The sequence below is a fragment of the Cytobacillus sp. C11.1 genome (assembly GCF_058145115.1).
Genome location: NZ_CM176935.1, coordinates 1,699,590 through 1,719,241, shown reverse-complemented (window position 1 = coordinate 1,719,241; position 19,652 = coordinate 1,699,590). Strand labels below are relative to the sequence as shown.

17 protein-coding genes and 1 pseudogene are annotated in these 19,652 nt (G+C 42.0%); 9 read left to right on the top strand and 9 right to left on the bottom strand.

Translation table 11 applies throughout. The features are described 5' to 3' along the window. Positions 1-259 precede the first annotated feature (259 nt). From AC3ZVC_RS08490 to AC3ZVC_RS08460, 7 genes are all read right to left on the bottom strand, one after another. A protein-coding gene (locus AC3ZVC_RS08490; RefSeq protein ID WP_490067899.1) for an IS3 family transposase occupies positions 260-1,593 on the bottom strand; the annotation gives its coding sequence in 2 pieces (ribosomal slippage) (positions 260-1,180 and positions 1,183-1,593; 1,332 coding nt in all). Between the two features lie 117 nt (positions 1,594-1,710). Then, complete coding sequence (gene cydS / locus AC3ZVC_RS08485; protein WP_375137358.1) at positions 1,711-1,812, bottom strand: cytochrome bd oxidase small subunit CydS family protein; 102 nt, start codon at positions 1,810-1,812, stop codon at positions 1,711-1,713. Between the two features lie 12 nt (positions 1,813-1,824). Continuing rightward, entirely contained in the window at positions 1,825-2,850 is a 1,026-nt protein-coding gene (locus AC3ZVC_RS08480; RefSeq protein WP_490067898.1) for a cytochrome d ubiquinol oxidase subunit II, read from the bottom strand. Continuing rightward, complete coding sequence (locus AC3ZVC_RS08475) at positions 2,847-4,193, bottom strand: cytochrome ubiquinol oxidase subunit I (RefSeq protein ID WP_490067897.1); 1,347 nt, start codon at positions 4,191-4,193, stop codon at positions 2,847-2,849. Before AC3ZVC_RS08475 ends, AC3ZVC_RS08480 begins: the two co-directional genes overlap by 4 nt. A gap of 581 nt (positions 4,194-4,774) precedes the next feature. Further along, on the bottom strand, positions 4,775-5,419 hold the full coding sequence (locus AC3ZVC_RS08470) for an SDR family oxidoreductase (protein ID WP_490067896.1): 645 nt from the start codon (positions 5,417-5,419) through the stop codon (positions 4,775-4,777). 78 nt (positions 5,420-5,497) lie between these two features. Further along, on the bottom strand, positions 5,498-6,112 hold the full coding sequence (locus tag AC3ZVC_RS08465; protein WP_490067895.1) for a protein kinase family protein: 615 nt from the start codon (positions 6,110-6,112) through the stop codon (positions 5,498-5,500). A gap of 704 nt (positions 6,113-6,816) precedes the next feature. Then, positions 6,817-8,199 (bottom strand): MBL fold metallo-hydrolase, encoded by a 1,383-nt coding sequence (locus AC3ZVC_RS08460; RefSeq protein ID WP_490067894.1) that lies wholly within the window; start codon positions 8,197-8,199, stop codon positions 6,817-6,819. A 187-nt stretch (positions 8,200-8,386) separates the two neighbouring features. On the opposite strand from AC3ZVC_RS08460, the gene AC3ZVC_RS08455 reads away from it, so the two are divergent. The 6 genes from AC3ZVC_RS08455 to AC3ZVC_RS08430 all read left to right on the top strand — a co-directional run bounded on the left by AC3ZVC_RS08455 (position 8,387) and on the right by AC3ZVC_RS08430 (position 12,704). Continuing rightward, positions 8,387-9,100, top strand: a complete 714-nt coding sequence (locus tag AC3ZVC_RS08455; protein WP_490067893.1) for a cytochrome c biogenesis CcdA family protein — start codon at positions 8,387-8,389, stop codon at positions 9,098-9,100. Positions 9,101-9,172: 72 nt separating this feature from the next. Further along, on the top strand, positions 9,173-9,871 hold the full coding sequence (locus AC3ZVC_RS08450; RefSeq protein ID WP_490067892.1) for a response regulator: 699 nt from the start codon (positions 9,173-9,175) through the stop codon (positions 9,869-9,871). Beyond that, positions 9,858-10,928 (top strand): HAMP domain-containing sensor histidine kinase, encoded by a 1,071-nt coding sequence (locus AC3ZVC_RS08445; protein WP_490067891.1) that lies wholly within the window; start codon positions 9,858-9,860, stop codon positions 10,926-10,928. The genes AC3ZVC_RS08450 and AC3ZVC_RS08445 overlap by 14 nt, the downstream gene beginning before the upstream one ends. A gap of 86 nt (positions 10,929-11,014) precedes the next feature. Continuing rightward, complete coding sequence (locus tag AC3ZVC_RS08440; protein ID WP_490067890.1) at positions 11,015-11,410, top strand: OsmC family protein; 396 nt, start codon at positions 11,015-11,017, stop codon at positions 11,408-11,410. Next, positions 11,407-12,096: a hypothetical protein gene (locus AC3ZVC_RS08435; protein ID WP_490067889.1), complete on the top strand. Its 690-nt coding sequence runs from the start codon at positions 11,407-11,409 to the stop codon at positions 12,094-12,096. Before AC3ZVC_RS08440 ends, AC3ZVC_RS08435 begins: the two co-directional genes overlap by 4 nt. Positions 12,097-12,110: 14 nt before the next feature. Further along, positions 12,111-12,704 (top strand): redoxin domain-containing protein, encoded by a 594-nt coding sequence (locus AC3ZVC_RS08430; RefSeq protein ID WP_490067888.1) that lies wholly within the window; start codon positions 12,111-12,113, stop codon positions 12,702-12,704. Positions 12,705-13,268: 564 nt separating this feature from the next. Here AC3ZVC_RS08430 and AC3ZVC_RS08425 read toward each other — a convergent pair. Continuing rightward, positions 13,269-15,641: a M14 family zinc carboxypeptidase gene (locus AC3ZVC_RS08425; RefSeq protein WP_490067887.1), complete on the bottom strand. Its 2,373-nt coding sequence runs from the start codon at positions 15,639-15,641 to the stop codon at positions 13,269-13,271. A gap of 706 nt (positions 15,642-16,347) precedes the next feature. Here AC3ZVC_RS08425 and AC3ZVC_RS08420 point away from each other — a divergent pair. From AC3ZVC_RS08420 to AC3ZVC_RS08410, 3 genes are all read left to right on the top strand, one after another. Continuing rightward, positions 16,348-17,703, top strand: coding sequence for a DUF4910 domain-containing protein (locus AC3ZVC_RS08420; RefSeq protein WP_490067886.1), 1,356 nt, complete (start codon positions 16,348-16,350; stop codon positions 17,701-17,703). A 250-nt stretch (positions 17,704-17,953) separates the two neighbouring features. After that, complete coding sequence (locus AC3ZVC_RS08415; RefSeq protein ID WP_181396162.1) at positions 17,954-18,103, top strand: hypothetical protein; 150 nt, start codon at positions 17,954-17,956, stop codon at positions 18,101-18,103. 108 nt (positions 18,104-18,211) lie between these two features. Beyond that, entirely contained in the window at positions 18,212-19,204 is a 993-nt protein-coding gene (locus AC3ZVC_RS08410) for a potassium channel family protein (RefSeq protein WP_490067885.1), read from the top strand. On the opposite strand, the pseudogene AC3ZVC_RS08405 reads toward AC3ZVC_RS08410, so the two are convergent. Continuing rightward, a pseudogene (locus AC3ZVC_RS08405) lies at positions 19,201-19,609 on the bottom strand (YugN-like family protein). The gene AC3ZVC_RS08410 and the pseudogene AC3ZVC_RS08405 sit on opposite strands and share 4 nt — an antisense overlap. Positions 19,610-19,652: the final 43 nt, after the last annotated feature.

Genomic DNA, 19,652 nt, shown 5'->3' with positions numbered 1-19,652 from the left:
TTATTAACAAATTTGTTCTTATTAAAGAACATAAATGCATAATTATATATCTATACATTTATCCCGCTTAATATGAATGATTTTTCTATCAAACACATTTTCTATAAAAAGTCCAATAAGTTCTATATAAAGAACAACCTTAAAATAAAAATACCACCTCTCTAATCCACTGTCAACCAATTCTAATAAATTTTCTGATAAAAAAAGACCAACCCACAAAATAATCTGTACCCCTTGTAAAGGACATTTTAAAAAAAGGCTATGCTACTTTAAGAAGGTGATCTCTGTATTGAACAGGGGTCATCTTTTTCATATTCCATTGATATCTGTAGTGATTATAGTAGTGGATGGCAGCTTTCACTTCTTGTTTAAGCTCTTCTAAGGTTTCACATGATTTTATATCAGCCAGGTCCTTAAAATGACCAAAGAATGATTCCTGTGGGGCGTTGTCCCAACAGTTACCCCTCCTGGACATGGATTGTCCCAATCTGGATTTTTTCACGAGCTTTTGATAAACAGGGCTGGTATAGTGACCTCCCTGATCAGAGTGTATATAGCCTCCTTTAGCCAGTTTGATTCTCCTGTTTTTCTTTAACTTCTTAAGTGTATCCGTAGCGATATCAAGAGTAACTCGATCAGAGACCTGATGAGCTAAGACTTCATTGGTGGAAGCGTCAATAATGGTTGATAAATAAGCCCTTTTTCCTTTTCCGAAATATAGGTAGGTGATATCCGTAAGGAGGACCTTGTAGGGGATTCCCTGTTTGAATTCCCTGTTAAGCAGGTTCGGGACGACCTTGTGCTCCTGGGTAGCCTTCATGATGCGCTTATAAGGATTCGCTCTCCTAAAAGGACTCTCAATCCCGTACTTCTTCATGATTCTTCTGATTCGCTTGAGATTGAAGACAATACCAAACTGACCTGCCAATACCATCTTAATTTGGCGAGCCCCTTTCTTACGGTTCTTGAAATTGTATGCTTTTAAAACTAGGTCTCGTAGGGATTCATCCTGTTTCGCCCGATCCTTCCTTCTCTCAACTTGTTTAGCTGAAAAGTAGTTATAGTAACCCTGACGGGAAACACCAGCTACTTTACAGAGGTGTGAAACCATCCCAGTTAGATTGTATTTCTCGATGACGGAATGAATAAGGTTGAATTTCAGGTCAGCCGATAACTTTATTTCTTCTTCATCCCCCTTTCGGCGAATCGTATCTTTTTTAATAGTTCGTTCTCTGCTTTCAACAGGTTAGTTTCGGCCTCTAACCTTGCATATTTTTCTTCAATGGAAAGCTCTCTTTCCCTTGGTCTACCTGTGTTTCCGGGCCTTGTATCACGAAGGCCAAGCACTCCATTTTGACGATAGGCTTCACGCCATCTTTTTCCTGAAGAACGAATACGGTCAATACCAATGACTTCTTCATCAAACCCACACTTCTCAAAGATTTCTCTAGGGGTCTTTCCCTGTTCATTTTGTGTTATGAAAAGCTCCTTAAACTCATCAGTATAAGTAATCCCCTTTGAGGATACTGATTTGACATAAATATTTTTAGAAAGTATTTGAATCTCTTTTTCCGTGAATATTTTTTTACTCATAATTGTTCTCCCGTCCCCATTTTTTATCTATTGTACATAAAAAGACCCTGTGCAGTGGACTTTTTTTAATGTGTCTACTACACAGGGTACAGTTTAAAATCAGGTTGGTCTTCCACGTCACTCCCCTATCCCCTCATCCTTCCCTGCCAGCCAAAAAGCAGCAGCAATGGATCCAATAATCACAATAAAGGGAGCATAGAACATTACAAATTCCGCCACGATTCATCCCTCCTAGGCATGGTCATTCCGTTTCCCCTGAACATACTCTTTGTTAAACAAGAACAGCCTTAACAGCAGGTACAATGATGGGAGCAGCAGTCCCAGTCCTGCGACGAATGCGATGATGAGGGCAATGGCCATTGCTTCGTTTGTGAAGCTGTCGTAAATAGTCAGGTATGGATAGAGAAGATACGGATAATGTGAGACTCCATAGGCAAAGAAAGCAACCAGGAATTGCCCTGTTAATAGGCCGAATGCAACTCCATATGATTTCCGCTTCCATATTAGATAGACTGTACCGGCAAACATAATAAATGAGATGCCGAACAGCCACCATAAATCCATTAACCGGCTGAAGTGCTCAGGATTATGGCCCTGCAGTTCAACAATAATGCCTGTTGCTGTAACGATGGCAGGCACTGACCAGATGAGTGCGTATTTCCGCAGCAGCTCTGTGGCCGGCTGGTCTTTTGCTTTATGGGAATACCATGTTAAAAAGACGGCTGAAATGTATAATACTGCTGCCAAACTGAGCACCACGATGCTCCAGGTCAGCGGGCTGGTGAACAGTGCCCAGTAATCCAATTCCAGCCCTGCTGCTGTTTCGCTAACAAATCCGCCTTCTGAAATGGTCAAAACGATCGACAATGAAGCGGGAATAAACAGCCCTGAGAGACCATACAAATAGGTCCATTTTTTTTGCTTTAGACCGCCATAGGTTGTAAAAGCATAATAGGAACCGCGAATGGCAAGCAAAACAACTGCGATGCTTGCCGGTACAAGCAGAATGGTTCCATAATAATAAGCTGTCTTAGGAAAAAAACCGACAATTCCTACGAAGAAGAACACAAGGAATACATTGGTCACTTCCCAAACCGGTGATAAATAGCGCTGGATAATCCGCGTTAAAATATGCTGTTTTCCCCTGAATAGGCTGTATGCGTTAAAGAACCCTGCACCAAAGTCAATCGAGGCAACGATGACGTAGCCAAAGAGAAAGAGCCACAGTACGGAAATTCCGATTATCTCCAATGTCATCGCAGGTCACCTTCTTTCTCTAATTCACGGTCGGCCAGTTCCTGCTCCACTGTATTTTTGCGGAACATGCGGGTGAGGACGACTATGCTTCCGACCGCCAGCACAAGGTATAATCCGGCAAAAAGAAGCAGCATGAGATCTACCTGGCCGCTTGTTGTTGCGGCATCTTCTGTTCGCATAATCCCGCGGAGCACCCATGGCTGGCGCCCAACTTCAGTAAACCACCAGCCTGCTTCAATGGCAATCATTGATAAAGGACCGCCTAAAACAACCAGCCAGCGAAACCATTTAGACGAAACAAAGCGCATTTTAAGCCAGGTGCCAACTACGTATAAGAGAGAAAGTGCAGTCATCCACATTCCAATGGTCACCATAATGTCAAATAAATAATGGATGTAAAGCGGTGGAATTTCATCCTCCGGAAATTCCTCAAGCCCGATCACTTCCGCATTCGGGTTGCTGTGGGCAAGAATGCTTAGTGCATAGGGAATTTTTATCGCATATTTCACTTTTCCATCATCCAGCACCCCATAAAGCATTAACGGTGCTCCTTCTTCTGTTTCGAAATGCCATTCGGCTGCAGCCAGTTTTTCCGGCTGGTATTCAGCCAGATATTTTCCTGAGAAATCACCTATTACTGCTGTGGCGATTGAGAAGATCAACCCGATTTTCATCGTTAAAAATAAAGCCTTCTTGTGATACACATGGTTTGACCCTTTAAGAAGGCGGTAAGCGCCAATAGATGCCAGAACAAACGCTGACGTCATATAGGCGGTTGACAGCACATGCGCAACCTTGGTTGGCATGGCCGGTGTAAACATCGCCAGTACCGGATTTATGTTGACAAGCTGACCATTAACAATGTCAAAGCCCTGCGGAGCATTCATAAAAGCATTCACAATCGTGATAAATACAGCTGAAAACGATGCCCCAATGGCAACTGGAATCAATAAAAGCATATGCTTTTTCTGATTTTCAAACCGGTCCCATGTGTATAGATAGATTCCAAGAAAAATCGCTTCAAAGAAAAAGGCGAAGGTTTCCATAAACAAAGGCAGGGCGATGACATTCCCAGCGAGCTCCATAAAGTTTGGCCAGAGCAGTGAAAGCTGCAGCCCAATGGCTGTACCTGTTACGACACCAACAGCAACGGTAATGACAAAGCCGCGCGTCCATCTTCTCGCCAGCAAAATATAATGTTCATCCTGTTTTTTGATTCCCACCCATTGTGCAATCATAATCATTAGCGGGATGCCCACACCAATGGTTGCATAAATGATATGGAACGATAATGTCAGCTCGGTTAAGACACGGCTGAAAAAGACTGATTCTTCATTTCCCATTTAACATCCCCCTTTTCTATCCTGCAAAGATGCGTCCAATAAAAGAAAGGCCCATGATCAAAGCTACAGCAAAGGCCAGCCACATTAAGATTCGTTCCTGCTTTTTATACATTCAACCACTCCTATATGAATGCTCACTACATCACATTATTCCACATTTCAGAGCCCATGACCGTTACAATTTAACAACATCTTTATGAGGAAAATGTGAAGAAAATACGTTTATGTAAATCCTATACATCCTTCTATTCCCATTTGAAGCGGGGTTAAAACGAAAGAAAAAAACGCCAATCAAGTACATCTTACCTTGGTGTTTTTCAGGTAGTCCAATTTATAAAATGATTTTCTGTCCGCTGATTCCGGCGGCTGCTCTATCCATCCCGCGCAATCATCAGCTTTAACCCTTACCCGCTGTATTTCATAATATCCCCTATAAACAAGGTATAGACTCTTTATGTATCCATTGCCCTGACTCCCTTTTTTTATTAACCCGTTCGAACGGAAGGAGTTTATACTATGTTTTTCCAATTGACAGCAGGGCAAATAAAATCCCGGTGGGACAGCCGCACCGGGTAGGGCTTCTATAGATTTTTTAAAGCGGTTTCTACATCTTCTTCGCCTGACACCAGGTCAAACGAACGTTTAAAGGTATTCTCTTTATCTAAAACAGCATAAATGGTTTTGGCTACATCTTCGCGCGGGATCAATCCCCGTTCCAGATTATCTGCTGCTTTGATTTGGCCTGTGCCGGGATTATTTGTCAGTCCGCCCGGGCGTACGATTGTATAGTTTAAACCGCTATTCTCCAGCATTCTGTCTGCATAGTGCTTAGCGACAAAATAAGGTTTAATCGCATCGCTCCATTTTTCCCGGTTGTTCGCCTGGATGGCGCTGACCATTACAAAACGATCGATGCCTGCCTGCTGTGCCGCTTCCATTGTTTTTACGGCCCCATCAAGATCAATTAAAAGTGTTTTGTCATAGCCAGTATGCCCGCCTGAACCGGCAGTAAATACAATCGCGTCACAGCCTTTTGCAGCTTCCGCCAATTCTTCAACTGTTCCTTCAAGACTGGCTATAGCTGTTTCCACACCCATTTTCTCAAAATCTCCAGCCTGCTCCTCTTTCCTAATCATAGCCCTTGCTGTGTGATTACTGCTTTCATTTATAAGCTTAACAAGCTGTTTCCCAATCTGGCCGTTTGCACCAACAATAAGAACCTTCATCTGTTCATGCCCCTTTCTGCATTTGCGGATTTATTCTTCCATTATTTCAAAAGAAAAAAACGATATCAAATGAACTGTTTAGGACCCGGGCCGTACAATCTTTCTCTTATAAAGAGCAGCTATCGTGTTCATTACTAACACCGGGATTTTCTTTGGAAAATACCGTTTCTTGTAAAATGTATAGAAAGCATGCTTCAGGTCATCCCATTGTGTACATTTTTTATTTTGTTTAAACCGTGCCACATCAATGATTTTTATATGGCCTTCCGGTGTAAGAATAATATTGCGTAAATGAATGTCAGATGGATTCAGACCTTTTTCCCTTGCCAAAAATAACGCTTCGTCTATTTCATTGATTTTTTCTTCTTCGATTGGAATACCTTTAGCCAGGCATTCGAATAAAGTGAGGCCATCCACATAATCGATCACAATATAGTTTTCGCCGGAATCGTACAAGGCCGGGAAATAAGGATGGTCAGGAAGGGCTTCATAAATCTCCGCCTCAGCCTGTGCAATTCTTTTAAACTCTGGGAAAAATACTTTTAAAACAAGGTTTGTTTCTTTCACCCTAAATGCAAACGCACTTCTCCCTGCCCCGATACATTCCAGAGCATTATCCTTTTCAAGGAGCCTGGTCCAATTCCTGCTTCTGGAAAACTTAACACTCTCTGCAAGCTGTTTATATCGTTTCATCCCGAAAACCTCCTTGTTCATCGGATCCTTCCTACCTTTAAATAAAAGGCTATTTTCTCGTAGATTGTTGTTTTTGTTTATGAATTCAGCCCGTTGATTTCCGCTACGGGCACTCAGCGAACCCGCGGGGAGGGTTGCGAGCCTCCTCGGCTTCGCCTGTGGGGTCTCGCACTTCCCTCTCTTCCCGCTGGAGTCAAGTGCCCTCCGCTACAATCAACTCAGTTGGTTAAAATACGTTTGCCTTCAAAAAACAACAAACTTTAGGAAACAGCCAAATAAAAAGAACGCTGGACCATTTATCCGGTCTCAGCGTCCTTTAAATAAAAGAGACCTTACCAAATAAATGGTAAAGGTCTCGCCAGCAACGTGTGTTGCCAGTAAGGCCGGAGATATGCATCCCGTATTGACGGCCCTACTTAACAGCTACTCCCCTTTAAGGAAGAATCCGAACTATTTTATTACTTAAATTATATGGCTTCAGCATGCAATTAGTCAAATAATACGACGCATTCTTTAGTTTTTTGTTCTGTTAAAGCTTATTGTTGTTTTTTTAGCACCCTGTTGATTGGAGCGGATGGCATGAGACTCCTGCGGGAGTGCGATCAAAGGGAGACCCCGCAGGAGCAAAGCGACGAGGAGGCTCCCGGACCGCCCGCGGAAAGGGAGTGCCTGCAGCGGAAATCAACAGGCCAACTTTACAGAGCCTATTTTTTAACCGGAAGGCCTTTTTCCTTCCAGGCATTGAATCCCCCTTTTACATTGAGGACATCTTTAAAGCCATTGGCCTGCAGAAGGCTGACAGCAATAGCGGACCGCGCCCCAGAGGCACAGTGGGCCATAAGTGTCTTATCTTTTGGAATCTCCTCTATCTTATCTTCCAAATTCCCGAGCATAAAATGATGCGCTCCGGGGATATGGCCATTGTTCCATTCATCCTGGCTGCGGACATCCAGAAGATAGTATTCATCACTCTCAAGGAGTTTTTTCGCTTGTTCCGGCTCAATATTTTCATAAGATTCCGTATGATTGGCTAGCTCGTTTGAATCATAGTAGCCTGTTACCTGATCCAGGCCGATTGACTGCAGGGATCTTTTGATTTGATCAAGATTTTCCTCATTCGCAAAAAGAACAATATCCTTTTCATAGCTTAAGAGCCACCCAGCCCAATTCGTAAACGATTTATTATATGGGATATTTAAAGTGCCTTCGAAATGGCCCTTGGAAAATTCATCAGCAGGCCTAGTGTCAACAGTTACAGCATTAATTTTTACAGGGGCGGAAAGCTTTGGCGTTTCTTCTTTTCTCAGCAATTCCGGCCCCTGCTTGTTAAGCTTCTTCATTTGAGCGAAATATTTCGGCGGTTCTGGCTGGCCTGCCAATAGCTCATCAATAAATTGTGCTTCCTCTTTGATTTGGAAAGCCCAATTAAATTTCTTTTCATAGCCGAGGGTGGACATAGGAACAGCACCAAGTGATTTTCCGCAGGCGCTTCCGGCACCATGGGCAGGCCAGACTTGAAGGAAATCAGGCAGCTCTTCTACTTTCCGAAGCGAGGCAAACATATCCTTTGCACCTGTTTCAGAGCTTCCAGCTGCACCGACTGCTTTTTCCAAAAGATCAGGCCGGCCTACATCGCCGACAAACAAAAAGTCTCCGCTAAAAATCCCCATAGGCTCGTTGGCACCGCCGCCTTTGTCAGTCAGCAGAAAAGAAATACTTTCCGGTGTATGGCCTGGCGTATGGATAACGTCAAATAAAACGTTTCCTGCCGAAAAGGATGATCCGTCCTTCAGCAGCTCATGCTTGTAATCTTGGACATACTCATATTTCCAGTCTTTATCTCCCTGATCTGAGACATAGAGCTTGGCGCCGTGATGATGGGCCAGTTCTCGCGCTCCTGAAAGATAGTCAGCATGAATATGGGTTTCGGCGGCGCCGGTAATAGTGAAGCTTTCTTTTTTTGCAGTTTCCAGATAAGGATCTATATTACGGGCCGGATCGATGACGATCGCTTCGCCTGTTTTTTGACAGCCGATCAAATAGGACATGTTGGCGAGCTGTTCATCAAAATAAGATTTAAAATACACGATTATTCCTCCTCAGGTAAATATCATCTATATACCTCGTAAGGTACCCGAATTATCAGTGATTAAACAGTTCATGGAATAGACCCGGGTTACGCCCGGGTTTTTCATGTAAATAATTCATTTTTTATTTTTAATGAAATTTTAACAAAAGCATAACAGAATGAAGGTGAAAAGGAGTGAATGTTTAATGAATGAAATTGGAATGTTTTTTGCTCTGGCAGCAGGCGTACTTTCTTTCTTTTCTCCATGTGTGTTCCCGCTGCTGCCTGCATATGTTACCCATCTGACTGGAGGAAAAATTGAAGACTCAAAAATGCAGGTGGATCGGGCAAAGCTTTATTTACGTTCTTTTGGATTTATAATTGGATTTAGTATTATCTTTATAGCACTCGGCGCCTCCGCCAGCTTTATCGGAAAAATTCTCATGAATTACCGCATGATAATCATGCAGGTAGCCGGACTGCTGATCATTATCTTCGGTTTACAGATGGCCGGCTTACTCAAATTCAAATTTCTGATGAAGGAAAAAAGATTTCAATCTGAAAACAAATCTAAAGGGATCTTTGGTTCTGTTTTGCTGGGAATGGCATTTGCCAGCGGCTGGTCTCCTTGTGTTGGACTTGCCCTTTCGTCCATACTATTATTGGCAAGCTCATCCGATACGCTAGGACAGGGAGTTTTCTTATTGGTGGCTTACTCTCTTGGAATGGCTATCCCCTTTTTCATTATTTCGGTGGTTATTTCTTATTCATTAAAAACGATGCGAAAAATTAATAAGTATTTATCAAAGCTTGCCTTTATCAATGGAATGGTTATGGTTGCACTCGGAATGCTTGTCCTAAGCGGTCAGATGCAAAAAATCAGCGCATGGCTTTCAGCATATAGTCTATTTCAATTCTAGAAAAGGTAAAATGCCCGATTTTATTTCACAGCTGAATTGTACGTTTTTAATCTTTTAAAAAGGATGATTGTCTTGATTGATCAACACCTCATTGGCAAATCTGTATTAGTGGTGGAAGATGATGCAAAAATCCGAAACCTTGTAAAGATCTATTTGAAGAAAGACGGTTATGAAGTGATTGAAGCGGTTGATGGCCACGAAGCCATGAAGAAAATTGAAGAATTTGATCCTTGTATTTTAATCCTCGATTTAATGCTGCCTGGTGTGAGCGGCGAAGAAATTTGCCGCTGGGTCCGGGAAGACCTAAAAAGCATGATGCCGATCATTATGCTTACGGCCAAGGCTTCTGAAAAAAGCCGCATCCAGGGGTTTAAGCTGGGTGCTGACGATTACGTCGTTAAACCCTTCAGCCCAGCTGAACTAATGGTGCGGATTGAAGCAGTATTAAGAAGAACAGCCAGCAGATGCGGCAAATTAAGTTTTACCGGTTTTACAATCAAACCGGCAAAGGGAGAGGCCCTGATTGATAGGGAGCCTCTGGAATTGACACAATTCGAATTCAAGCTTCTCCACATGTTCATGCAGCACCCTAATCAGGTTTTATCAAGAGAGCAGATTTTGAACTATATTTACGAGAATAACCAAAAGGCCGTTTCAGAGCGGACTATTGATGTGCACATTAAGCATTTGCGAGAAAAGGTGAAGGAAAAGACGCCAAAGGATTATATTCAAACAGTAAGAGGAATGGGGTATAAATTTGTCGGTGTTTAAAAAGTTTTCCGACCTGTTATCAAAGCTTGTTGCACTAAATAGCCTTGTCATACTGCTTGTGATTCTCCTGGCAGGCTTTTCAGTTAAGGATTATGCCTGCTTTCTCGTTAATTCTGAAGACGTCACCGGCCAGGATTTGGTCGATACCTTAAACGGTTTTTTATGGATGGTTAGTATTGCGGCATTTGTAATCGCCGGGTTATTCCATTATTTCACCGTCCGGAAAATTGTCCGCCCGATCAGGCATTTATCCCTGGCTGCAAAAGAAATTAAAGAAGGCAAAGCCCCCGGTAAAGTGGATGCTCCTTCATCAGGTGAATTGAAGGAGCTTACGGAAAACTTTAATTCTATGGCTGCTTCCCTTGTATCCATACAGGAAAAACGGGAAGAAATGCTCCGTGATATTGCCCATGAGCTTCGTACCCCCTTAACCAATATCAATGGCTACCTCGAAGCACTGCAAAACGGAGTAATGGAAGGCGATCCTGAATTGTTCGGCTCCCTTCTTGAGGAATCAAGAAGGATCACCAGGATTGTGGAGCTCATAACAGAACTCAATTCCTGGAACACCGGGATTTACTTTATGGAAAAGCCCATTGAACCATTAGCGATAGACGAGGTTTTGACCGAATCGTTGAATGCCTTCAGGCTTAAGCTTGACGATTCTTTTGAAAATCAGCAAATCCATATTGAACAGGCAATAATTATGGGGAATAAGGACGGACTAAAACAGGTCTTTACAAATATTCTTCAAAATACACTTGATTACAATGCCGGAAAGGATCTAGCCATAGATGCCTCTTTAACCGGGAGTCAATACACCATCACCTTTTCCCATACTGGGCAATTCATTGATCCTGAAAAAAAGGATCTGATATTTGAACGTTTCTACAGGCTTGAAGAGTCCAGGAGCACAAAAGTGAATGGAGCAGGTTTGGGGCTGGCCATCGCAAAAAGTATTATAACTGCCCATAAGGGAGACATTGTTTTGGATACAGATGGCAGTCTGCATACCTTCAAAATTATGCTTCCAGCAGGGAATGCAGAGAAAATGTAAGTCCTTATTTAAAACATTTAGTTTTCGTTTCTTAATCATTCCTTAACAAAACCATTACATACTATTGGCAGAAAAGGGGTGGAGAAATGAAGTTTACAGTAGATCATGAAAAGATAACAGGAAAACTAGGCTTTGGAGAGCTGCCAATATCTCCGGATGATACTTTAGGCTATCGTCCATTTGAACTTTTTGTTTCTTCTTTAGTTGGCTGCAGCGGGACTTTGCTGCGGAATATCCTTCAAAAGAAGAAGTTTGCGATCGAGAAAATTGAAGTAAATGTTTCTGCTGTCAGAAATCCTGATGAAGCAAACCGCATAGAAAAGCTCTCATTTATCGCAGAGGTTCATGCTGATAAGAAACTTTCTACAGAACAAGCAGCAAAGGTTGCAGAGCTTACTGTTAAAAACTGCGGAATGATTCAATCTGTTATGGGAACCATCGATATTAGCTTCGAGGTAGTTTTTCCTGGTGATTCTAATTGACCTATTTTAATATAGGGAGCCTGACGATCCCTTCTGTATGGCTGGCGGTTCTGCTTGCCCTATTTATAACAGCGCTTTTACACAGGTATCTTTCAGGCAAAAAGGTTGAGGAATGGTATTGGAACAGCTTTTTTTTATACTTTCTTGTATGGAAATTAAGCTATATTCTTTTTCATTTTAAAATGGTCATAGAGATGCCTCTTTCCATCGTTTATTTTAATGGAAGCACAGAAGGGCACTTCCTTGCTCTGGCATCCCTTTCTGTTTACCTTCTCTATAAAGTGAGAAAAAATTATCCATCCTTACATCAGGATGCTTTGCAGCTATTTCCGCTCTTCTTTATTAGTTTTGAAGGCATTAAATATGCACTTATTACAAACACCCTTGCTGCAATAGCACATCTGCTGCTGCTGATTTTTTATGTTGTTTTTCTGTCTATTTCTGGTGTTCTGTTAAACAAGGATGTTGGTTCATCAATTAGCTTTAATAGAGCAATTTCAAAAAAGAAAAAAGGAATCCTGTCATCGCAGGTATTTGCGTTAACTATGCTTAGCGAGCTGCTTGTTGTAAGCTTTTTTCAGCCAATCTTATCTCTTGAAATCCTGACATTCAGCTGGCTGGCTTTAACGGTGTACACTCTGGCTATCTTGGATCATAAAAAACTAAGTCCCAAACCAACTTCTTAAGGCGGTGTAAAGATTTGAATAAAAATTTGTTATCAGTAGCCATCATTCTATTGGCTCTGGCAATTGTATTCGTCAATCTATGGAAACCCTCTGCAGATAAAGAAAGCACCAGCAATGCTGCGGTTGAAAGCGGAGAAGACATCACAGCAGCTGAAGATATTCCAGGATCAGATCTCTCTCAGGTCCAGGAAGGAAAGCCAGCTCCTGACTTTGAGTTAACGACACTGGATGGCAAAACCATGAAGCTATCAGATTATCAAGGTAAAAAGGTCATATTGAACTTCTGGGCAACATGGTGCCCGCCATGTAAAGCTGAAATGCCCCATATGCAAAACTTTTACGAGAAGCATAAAGAGGATGGCATTGAAGTCGTAGCCGTCAATCTCACGAATATTGACAACGGCCGGGAAGATATTGAGAAATTCGTAAAGGACTACGGCCTTTCCTTCTCCATCCCGCTCGACGAAGAAGGCATGATTGGCCCGCAATATCAGGCTTTCACGATTCCAACAAGCTATATCCTTGATACCAAGGGCGTCATCACAAAGAAAATTGTCGGCCCTATGGATGAAGCGATGATGGAAAGCTTGACGAAGGACATTAATTAGTTAGAAAAGCGGATGAGCTCTTCGAAACAAGAAAAACCACTTGTTCCTGCAAGGCTTACACTATTTACAAAGAAAGACGTGCAGGCGCACGTCTTTTTTATTACACATTTATAATTTTCCGGTCCTTCTTTACCACTCTGCCACTTCCTTTCTTCCAGAATAGTTATCCCGTAAAATTGAAGACAGAAACCCATTTGGGTATAGAAAAAGGATTGTGTTTGCGGTTTTAAAAGAGGTAGATTTCAGAGTTGGTTGAATTTAGTGCTGATGGTCGGACTTTTTGCTGAATTTAGCTTTCTTTTACTGTTTTTGGTGTTTCTTTTGATCATTTGGGTAGTTTTTAGCTAATATTAGCGTTCATTTAAAAATTTGCTGGCTAAATTTAATGCTCATTTTACATTTCTCTGCGTATAAAAAAATTTGTCTGCGTATAACTGGCATTTCTCTGCATATAACTTTTTTTCTCTGCGTATAAAATTTTTTCTCTGCATATAACTTTTTCCGGAAAATTTAGAGGCTTATGCAAAAAGAGGATGCCCCTTTGGACATCCCCGATCATGCTCATTATTTTTCAAAAATGGAATTAGAAAGGAGACGGAACAGGTAATCTGTATGGTCGCGGAAGCCGGCTTCCAGTCCGATTAATGTTACATCTTTATCCTGTTCTTTGACCATGATAGCCTGACCCTGTGCTTCCTCTCGATCAGCCCAGTGTCCGGCAACAAAGAAGTTTTCGTCATCCGCAATTGTTGCAAGAACTTCATCATTATCCGTGCTTGTATACCATACAGGTCGGTAAACAAAACCAAGGTCATCTTCTCCGTATCCTGCTGTTGCACCTGTTCCTTCGTAAGCTACCTTAATAATGCCGTTGCTGTTATAGCCGCCAGAATTAATTTCATCATCTGTCAGGCCTAATGTCTTGGTTGCACGAGAGGCACTAGCTCCGACAGCAATATACTTGCCGCCTTCATTAACAAATGATTCAATGTTAGCTTTGAAAGCATTAAGCTCTTGCTGGCTTTGAAGGCCAAATTCTTTGTTCGCAGGACTTAAATTTAAGGAAATCAGGTTTTCTGTGCCGCTGTATACAAAAACATCATAGGAAGCAAGACCTTGCTTGGCGACTTCAGATGGAGCAATCTCTTTTACATCAAAGCCCAGTCTCTTAAGTGCGAGCTTTGTTCCGGAATGTGATTGGGCTTTGCCCATTCCCCCATCCTTCAATATGGCAACACTTACTTTTTCAATCGACACAGCATCAGCAGGTACTTTACCCGCCCCAATTTTCAAGCCGGATTCTTTTACAGCTGGTGAAATAGCATTGGCTGCCGCTTCAGCATAGAAGTTTCCTTCGCTGTCGCGTTTAACCTCAATACCCTGCTGCAAAAGCTGGTTTACAAGCTGAACTGCTTTTACTGAGCTGTTTGGAATCATGAAAGGACCTTTTCCGCTTACCGAACCTTGTTCTTTCACATTCGTTACTTTAGATGCAACTGCGTCTACATCCCCTTGGACTGCAACGGCTTCAAAGCCCCAAAGCTCAGGAAGGCTCCATGCAGAAATATCATACATGGCAGGCGTATCATCTGTTATATCTTCGCCATCCCAAAGCATGGTATTGGCAAGGCCGGCTTTTGCCTGATCCATTTGCACAATGTATGTGCCTTTTGGATAAGACTTGCCATCAGCTTCAAATGCTTTTGCAGCCTGTACGACTTCGATGTCATTGTTAATTAAATGATTCACGGCTTTGTTCGTAACCGTAGGATCTTCCTCATTCACAGGAAGAACATATGCTTTAGGAAAGAACCCTTCTTCATGGAATGGGTGGTCAAAATTGATGCCGCGCTTGAACATTTCAATTTGGTCTGTAATCATCTCTTCCTTATTTTCAGTGGCAAATTTCAATGCACCCATGATGGCATTGTATATCCAGCGTACTCCATCTTCATCATTTTGCGGAGCTTCAAGTGTATGGCCGTAAGCACCATGGTACATTGCGTACATCGGTGTGAAAATTGGCGGATAATCATCCCAGCCTGCAGAATCATCACGCTGCGGAATATATGTGCCCTCCATGTTTTTGTATAAGTCACCCTCATATTGCGCTTTATCCCCAACGATTTCTGCTTCCATGGCTTTCGCCTGGTCAAGAGCCCAATTTTCATACAGGTCATACTCATAGTTAGGATTATGAGGCGGCGTACAAGGTTCAATTAGGCCTGGATTATTTTGGTCATAATTAACATAACCGTGTGTATCCAGGAACACCATTGGATTCCATTCCTTTATTAGCGCAACTGTTTCCTGTGTTTCCGGCTGTGATTGGGTAATGAAGTCACGGTTCAGGTCAATTCCTTCTCCATTAAAACGGGTTGCATCTACGCGGCCATCCGGATTTTGCACTACGTTAAAGATCAGGATGTTATTTTCCAAAATAGACGTTGTTTCTTCATCATTCTTTGTTGCAAAGCGTTCGATCAGCTGCATCACTGCATCACTGCCGACAAATTCGGTGCCATGGATGGATCCATTGATCATGATTGGCACTTTAAAGTCCGGGTTATTGGCAATCCAGTCCTGAGCCTTCTCTGGATTTTTAAACATTTGCTTTCTTAAAGCCTGGATTTTGCCGAATTTGCCATGTGCACCAGGGTCGGCAATTGTTACAACATACAGAGGGTAGCCATCTGCAGAAGTTCCTTTAACCTCCACCTTAACACGATTGGACTGCTTTTCAATCTCTGCCAGCTTAGGGCCAATCTCAGAGAATTTCATAAAATCATAGTTTTGGGCATTAAATTTACTGCTATCCTGTTCTTCTGACACATTAACATTTATCCATTTCGGCGTAATCGCTTGAGCAGCACTCAATGGAACGGATGCCAAAATGCCTGCTGCAAGGATTCCCGATAGAGCCTTCTTTTTATTCATTATGTACCTCCAGATGTAATAGTTTTGTATATTTATAAGATAAAATACATTTTAATTCACTTTATTCGCCTTTGACAATAGTTCTATTCTCCTAAAATATATTTCTCATAAACACGAAAGAAGCGACCAAAGAATGATCCTCCCGCCTTTTCATCTCTGCTGAAAATTGCCTTTGCCCTCCACTGTAATTGAAGCATAATAGGGCTTCTTTCATGGGGGAGTCAATTCCGTCCTTGATTTTTATTTCGTCTCAGCTGAAGCTGTATTCGGCTTGCCAATTTATCCATGACAGACATCAATCCACCCGCAATCAGCGAAAAGTTATTGCCGGTGTCATCATCACTTTTAAGGCTGCTTTTTCATAGATTTCCTCCTCTCTGTAATGATCAGAACCTTTATGGTTTTCAGAATAGAAGAAATCCGCATAAATTTCGATAGCCGAAAGACCTGTTTTTGGAAAATAATCTTGAGCTCATCTTCCTTTAACACACTTCTAAAGTCATGAATTATTTAGGCTGTTACTCTCCTTCCAAAAATGGGCAATTAGTTCTTTCATTTAAACTTCTTTAAAAACGATTAGTATTTCTTTTCGCTTACTATTTAAAAAACTACTAGGCTATTAGATTCGTTTTCCCTTCCGTTGAAAGGAACCGAATGAATGTAAGCGAATACATGTAGTTGGATTATTAATTTAGGAGGTACAAAAATGAAATTTGGAAAGAAACCTGCTACTGTCATGCTTGCAGCAGTTCTGACAGCTTCCAGTTTGTATACAGCGCCTGTACAATTTGTCCAGACAGCTGAAGCGGCAGAGAGCAAAGCTGCTGAGAACCCAGGTTTGAAAGCATTTGACCAAAAGGTGATTGCAAGAATTGATGCAGAACGCATGCTCGAAGATGTTCGTTATTTAACAAAGACTATTGGCCCCCGCGTTACAGGAACGGAAGCGGAACAGCAGGCAGCGGATTTTATCCGGGAACGCCTTCAATTATATGGCTATACAGTAGAAACACAGGAATTCAGCATTCCTGACAAAATGATTGGAGACTTGCATACAAGTGACAAGCAAGAGGTTTTAATAACGATTCCTTCAGGTTCAGGTTCCACTCCTGAAGAAGGAATTACTGCAGGGTTATTTGATGCAGGTTTAGGAAGGGCAACTGATTTTACAGAAGAAGCAGCGGGAAAAATAGCCCTTATCTCTCGCGGGGATTTTTCTTTTGCAGAAAAGGTTGCGAATGCAGCGGCTGCAGGGGCAGTCGGGGTTTTAATCTATAACAATATTGATCAGCCGGCTCCAATGAACCCTTCAATCGGAGGACCCTATGACATACCTGTCGGCAGCATAACGAAAGCCAGCGGAGAGGCACTTCTGCAGGATGTTGTGGCACAGAACAAAATGGTGACACTTAGTGTAAAACGAATCGAAAATGTTACATCGCAAAACATCATTGCCACCAAGCAGCCTACTAAGGGCAATGACACTGAAATCGTCCACATTTCAGCTCATTTTGACAGTGTTCCATTTGCTGCAGGAGCGAGTGACAATGCTTCAGGAACCGCTGTAGCCTTGGAGCTGGCAAGGGTTTTGAAAAGCTATCCTACTGATAAAGAACTGCGATTTGCTTTTGTCGGTGCAGAAGAAATTGGACTGGTTGGCTCAGAGTATTATGTCAGCCAATTGAGCGAGAATGAAATAAAGCGGAGCATTGCCAATTTTAATATGGACATGGTGGGGACTTCCTGGGAAAAAGCAACCGCAATCTACCTGAACACACTCGACGGGCAGTCAAATCTCGTATCAGAAACGGCTCTTGCCACAGCTGAACGAATTGGAACAGCATCTGAATTAGTTCTTTACCAGCGCGGCTCTTCCGACCATGTCTCCTTTCATGATGCAGGCATTCCAGCTGTTAACTTTATCAGGCGGGAGCCTGGCACCGCCAGCCTTGAACCGTATTATCACACACCGCTTGATACCATTGAACATATCAGTGCCGAGCGTTTAAAAGAAGCGGGAGATTTAGTTGGCGCTTCTGTTTATAGCTTAATACGAAAGTAACTTGAAATTAGTATCCCCGGACTTTTTCCGGGAATCTTTATTCCTTCGAGGGTTTTCCGGCTTATTTGGTATAAATGGTGGTTTAAGAGCAGCATAAGAGGGTAAAGTATATTCGTTCTAAATTTGCGTCCAAATAATTATGATTGTTACCGTTTAAATTGAAAGAAATTCGGGTAACATAAATGTAACATAACAGAGAATTCAACTATCGAAATGATAGTCCTTTATACCCCCAAAGGAGGGAGTCATCATGGATTTTGAACAGGAGGCTGTCATATTAAAGAGAGAACTCTCCCTTCTCATGGATGAATATGAAAGGTGCGAGATTGACGACGTGAAAACGGAAATATCCAAAGACATTCAACTACTGAGCCGTGCAATAGACGATATTCTTAATTGAGTATATGTTGGCATGGCTTTTTTTTATATTTATCAGCGGCAGGTTGATTTTTAAGCTTGCCGCTTACATATTTTCTTTGAAAAATACTTGTATTTGGGAGTGTAGATTGTGCCGCAGCAGCTATATTACAATTTTATTCGATTGCCGCTTGTCATTAGAATTTTGCTTATTGCCCTTCTCGTTATCCTTTTTTACGGAGGATTAATTCATATTATTGAGCCAAAAACCTTTCCAACAATTTTTGATGGCATTTGGTGGGCTGTTGTTACCGCATCCACTGTGGGATTTGGTGACTTTGTTCCTGAAACCGTGTTTGGCCGTATCGTTGGAATTGCTTTAATCTTAACCGGTGCAGGCTTTTTATCCACTTATTTTATTTCACTTGCAACTGCAGCCGTTACTAGGCAAAATGATTTCCTGGAAGGCAAAGTGGACTACAAAGGAAAAAATCATATTATCGTGATTGGATGGAATGAACGTTCACGGGAAATAGTTAATACTCTTGGAGGAGACGGAATGAATCATTCCATCACCTTAATTGATGAAACCCTTAAAACAAACCCCGTTCCCCACAATAATGTACATTTTATAAGAGGCCGCTCCAATCGGGATGATGTTCTAATCAAGGCAAATATATATGAAGCCAAAAAAGTGATTATAACTTCTGACCAGAATAAAGATGAACTTCATGCAGATATGAATTCTATTTTAACATTGCTGGCTATAAAAGGATTGAACAGTGAAGTTCAATGTATTGTAGAGATTTTGACTTCGGAACAAGCAGCGAATGCCAAAAGAGCCGGTGCAGATGAAATTGTCCAGACGAATGTCCTTACAAGCTTCGTTATGATTAATAGCATCTCGTCTCAGGAACTTGTTACTTCATTTTTAGACTTGCTTGGCCAGCTTGATAAACGCAAATTGACCTTTCAGCCTGCTTCGGAAGAAATTGCAGATAAGACCTTTGCTGAACTAAGTGCCGAGCTTATGAAAGACGGTATTCTTTTATTGGGTGTGAAGAGAGGGGAAGAAACTCTGGTCAATCCCCCCCAGCCTTTTAAAATTCTCCAGCAGGACCAGCTTATTGTTATACTAGGCTAGTCCCTTATTAAAACAGATTCCAGCTCCTTGACAAGTGCTTTGCCCAGATCAATGTATTCTTTCGGAAAACTTGCATCTTTATCTACAGGCTCTGAAAATTGGTCAAATGAGCCGGTGAAATTCCCTGTATAGGCGTGGTCATCAAGGCCACGCTGATATTTGTGGGAAAGCAAAAATGGCCTGCCCAATTCCACCGTACAGCTTGGGATCATCAAGCTGCCCGTCAATTGCGTTGAACGGAAGCCGTAAAAATTGATAACCCACCTCATCATCAATCTTATAATCAAAAGACCCATGGTCATAATCCCAATTCCCGCCAATCGAATACCCAATCGGCTTCAGCGCCTGCTCCAGCTTATACAAATCAAAATGCTTCCCTTCCACTTTTGAAGGAATCTCGATCACTGCATCCATCCCCTTTCCATGCTTTTTGCTTAGTTTCTCCAAA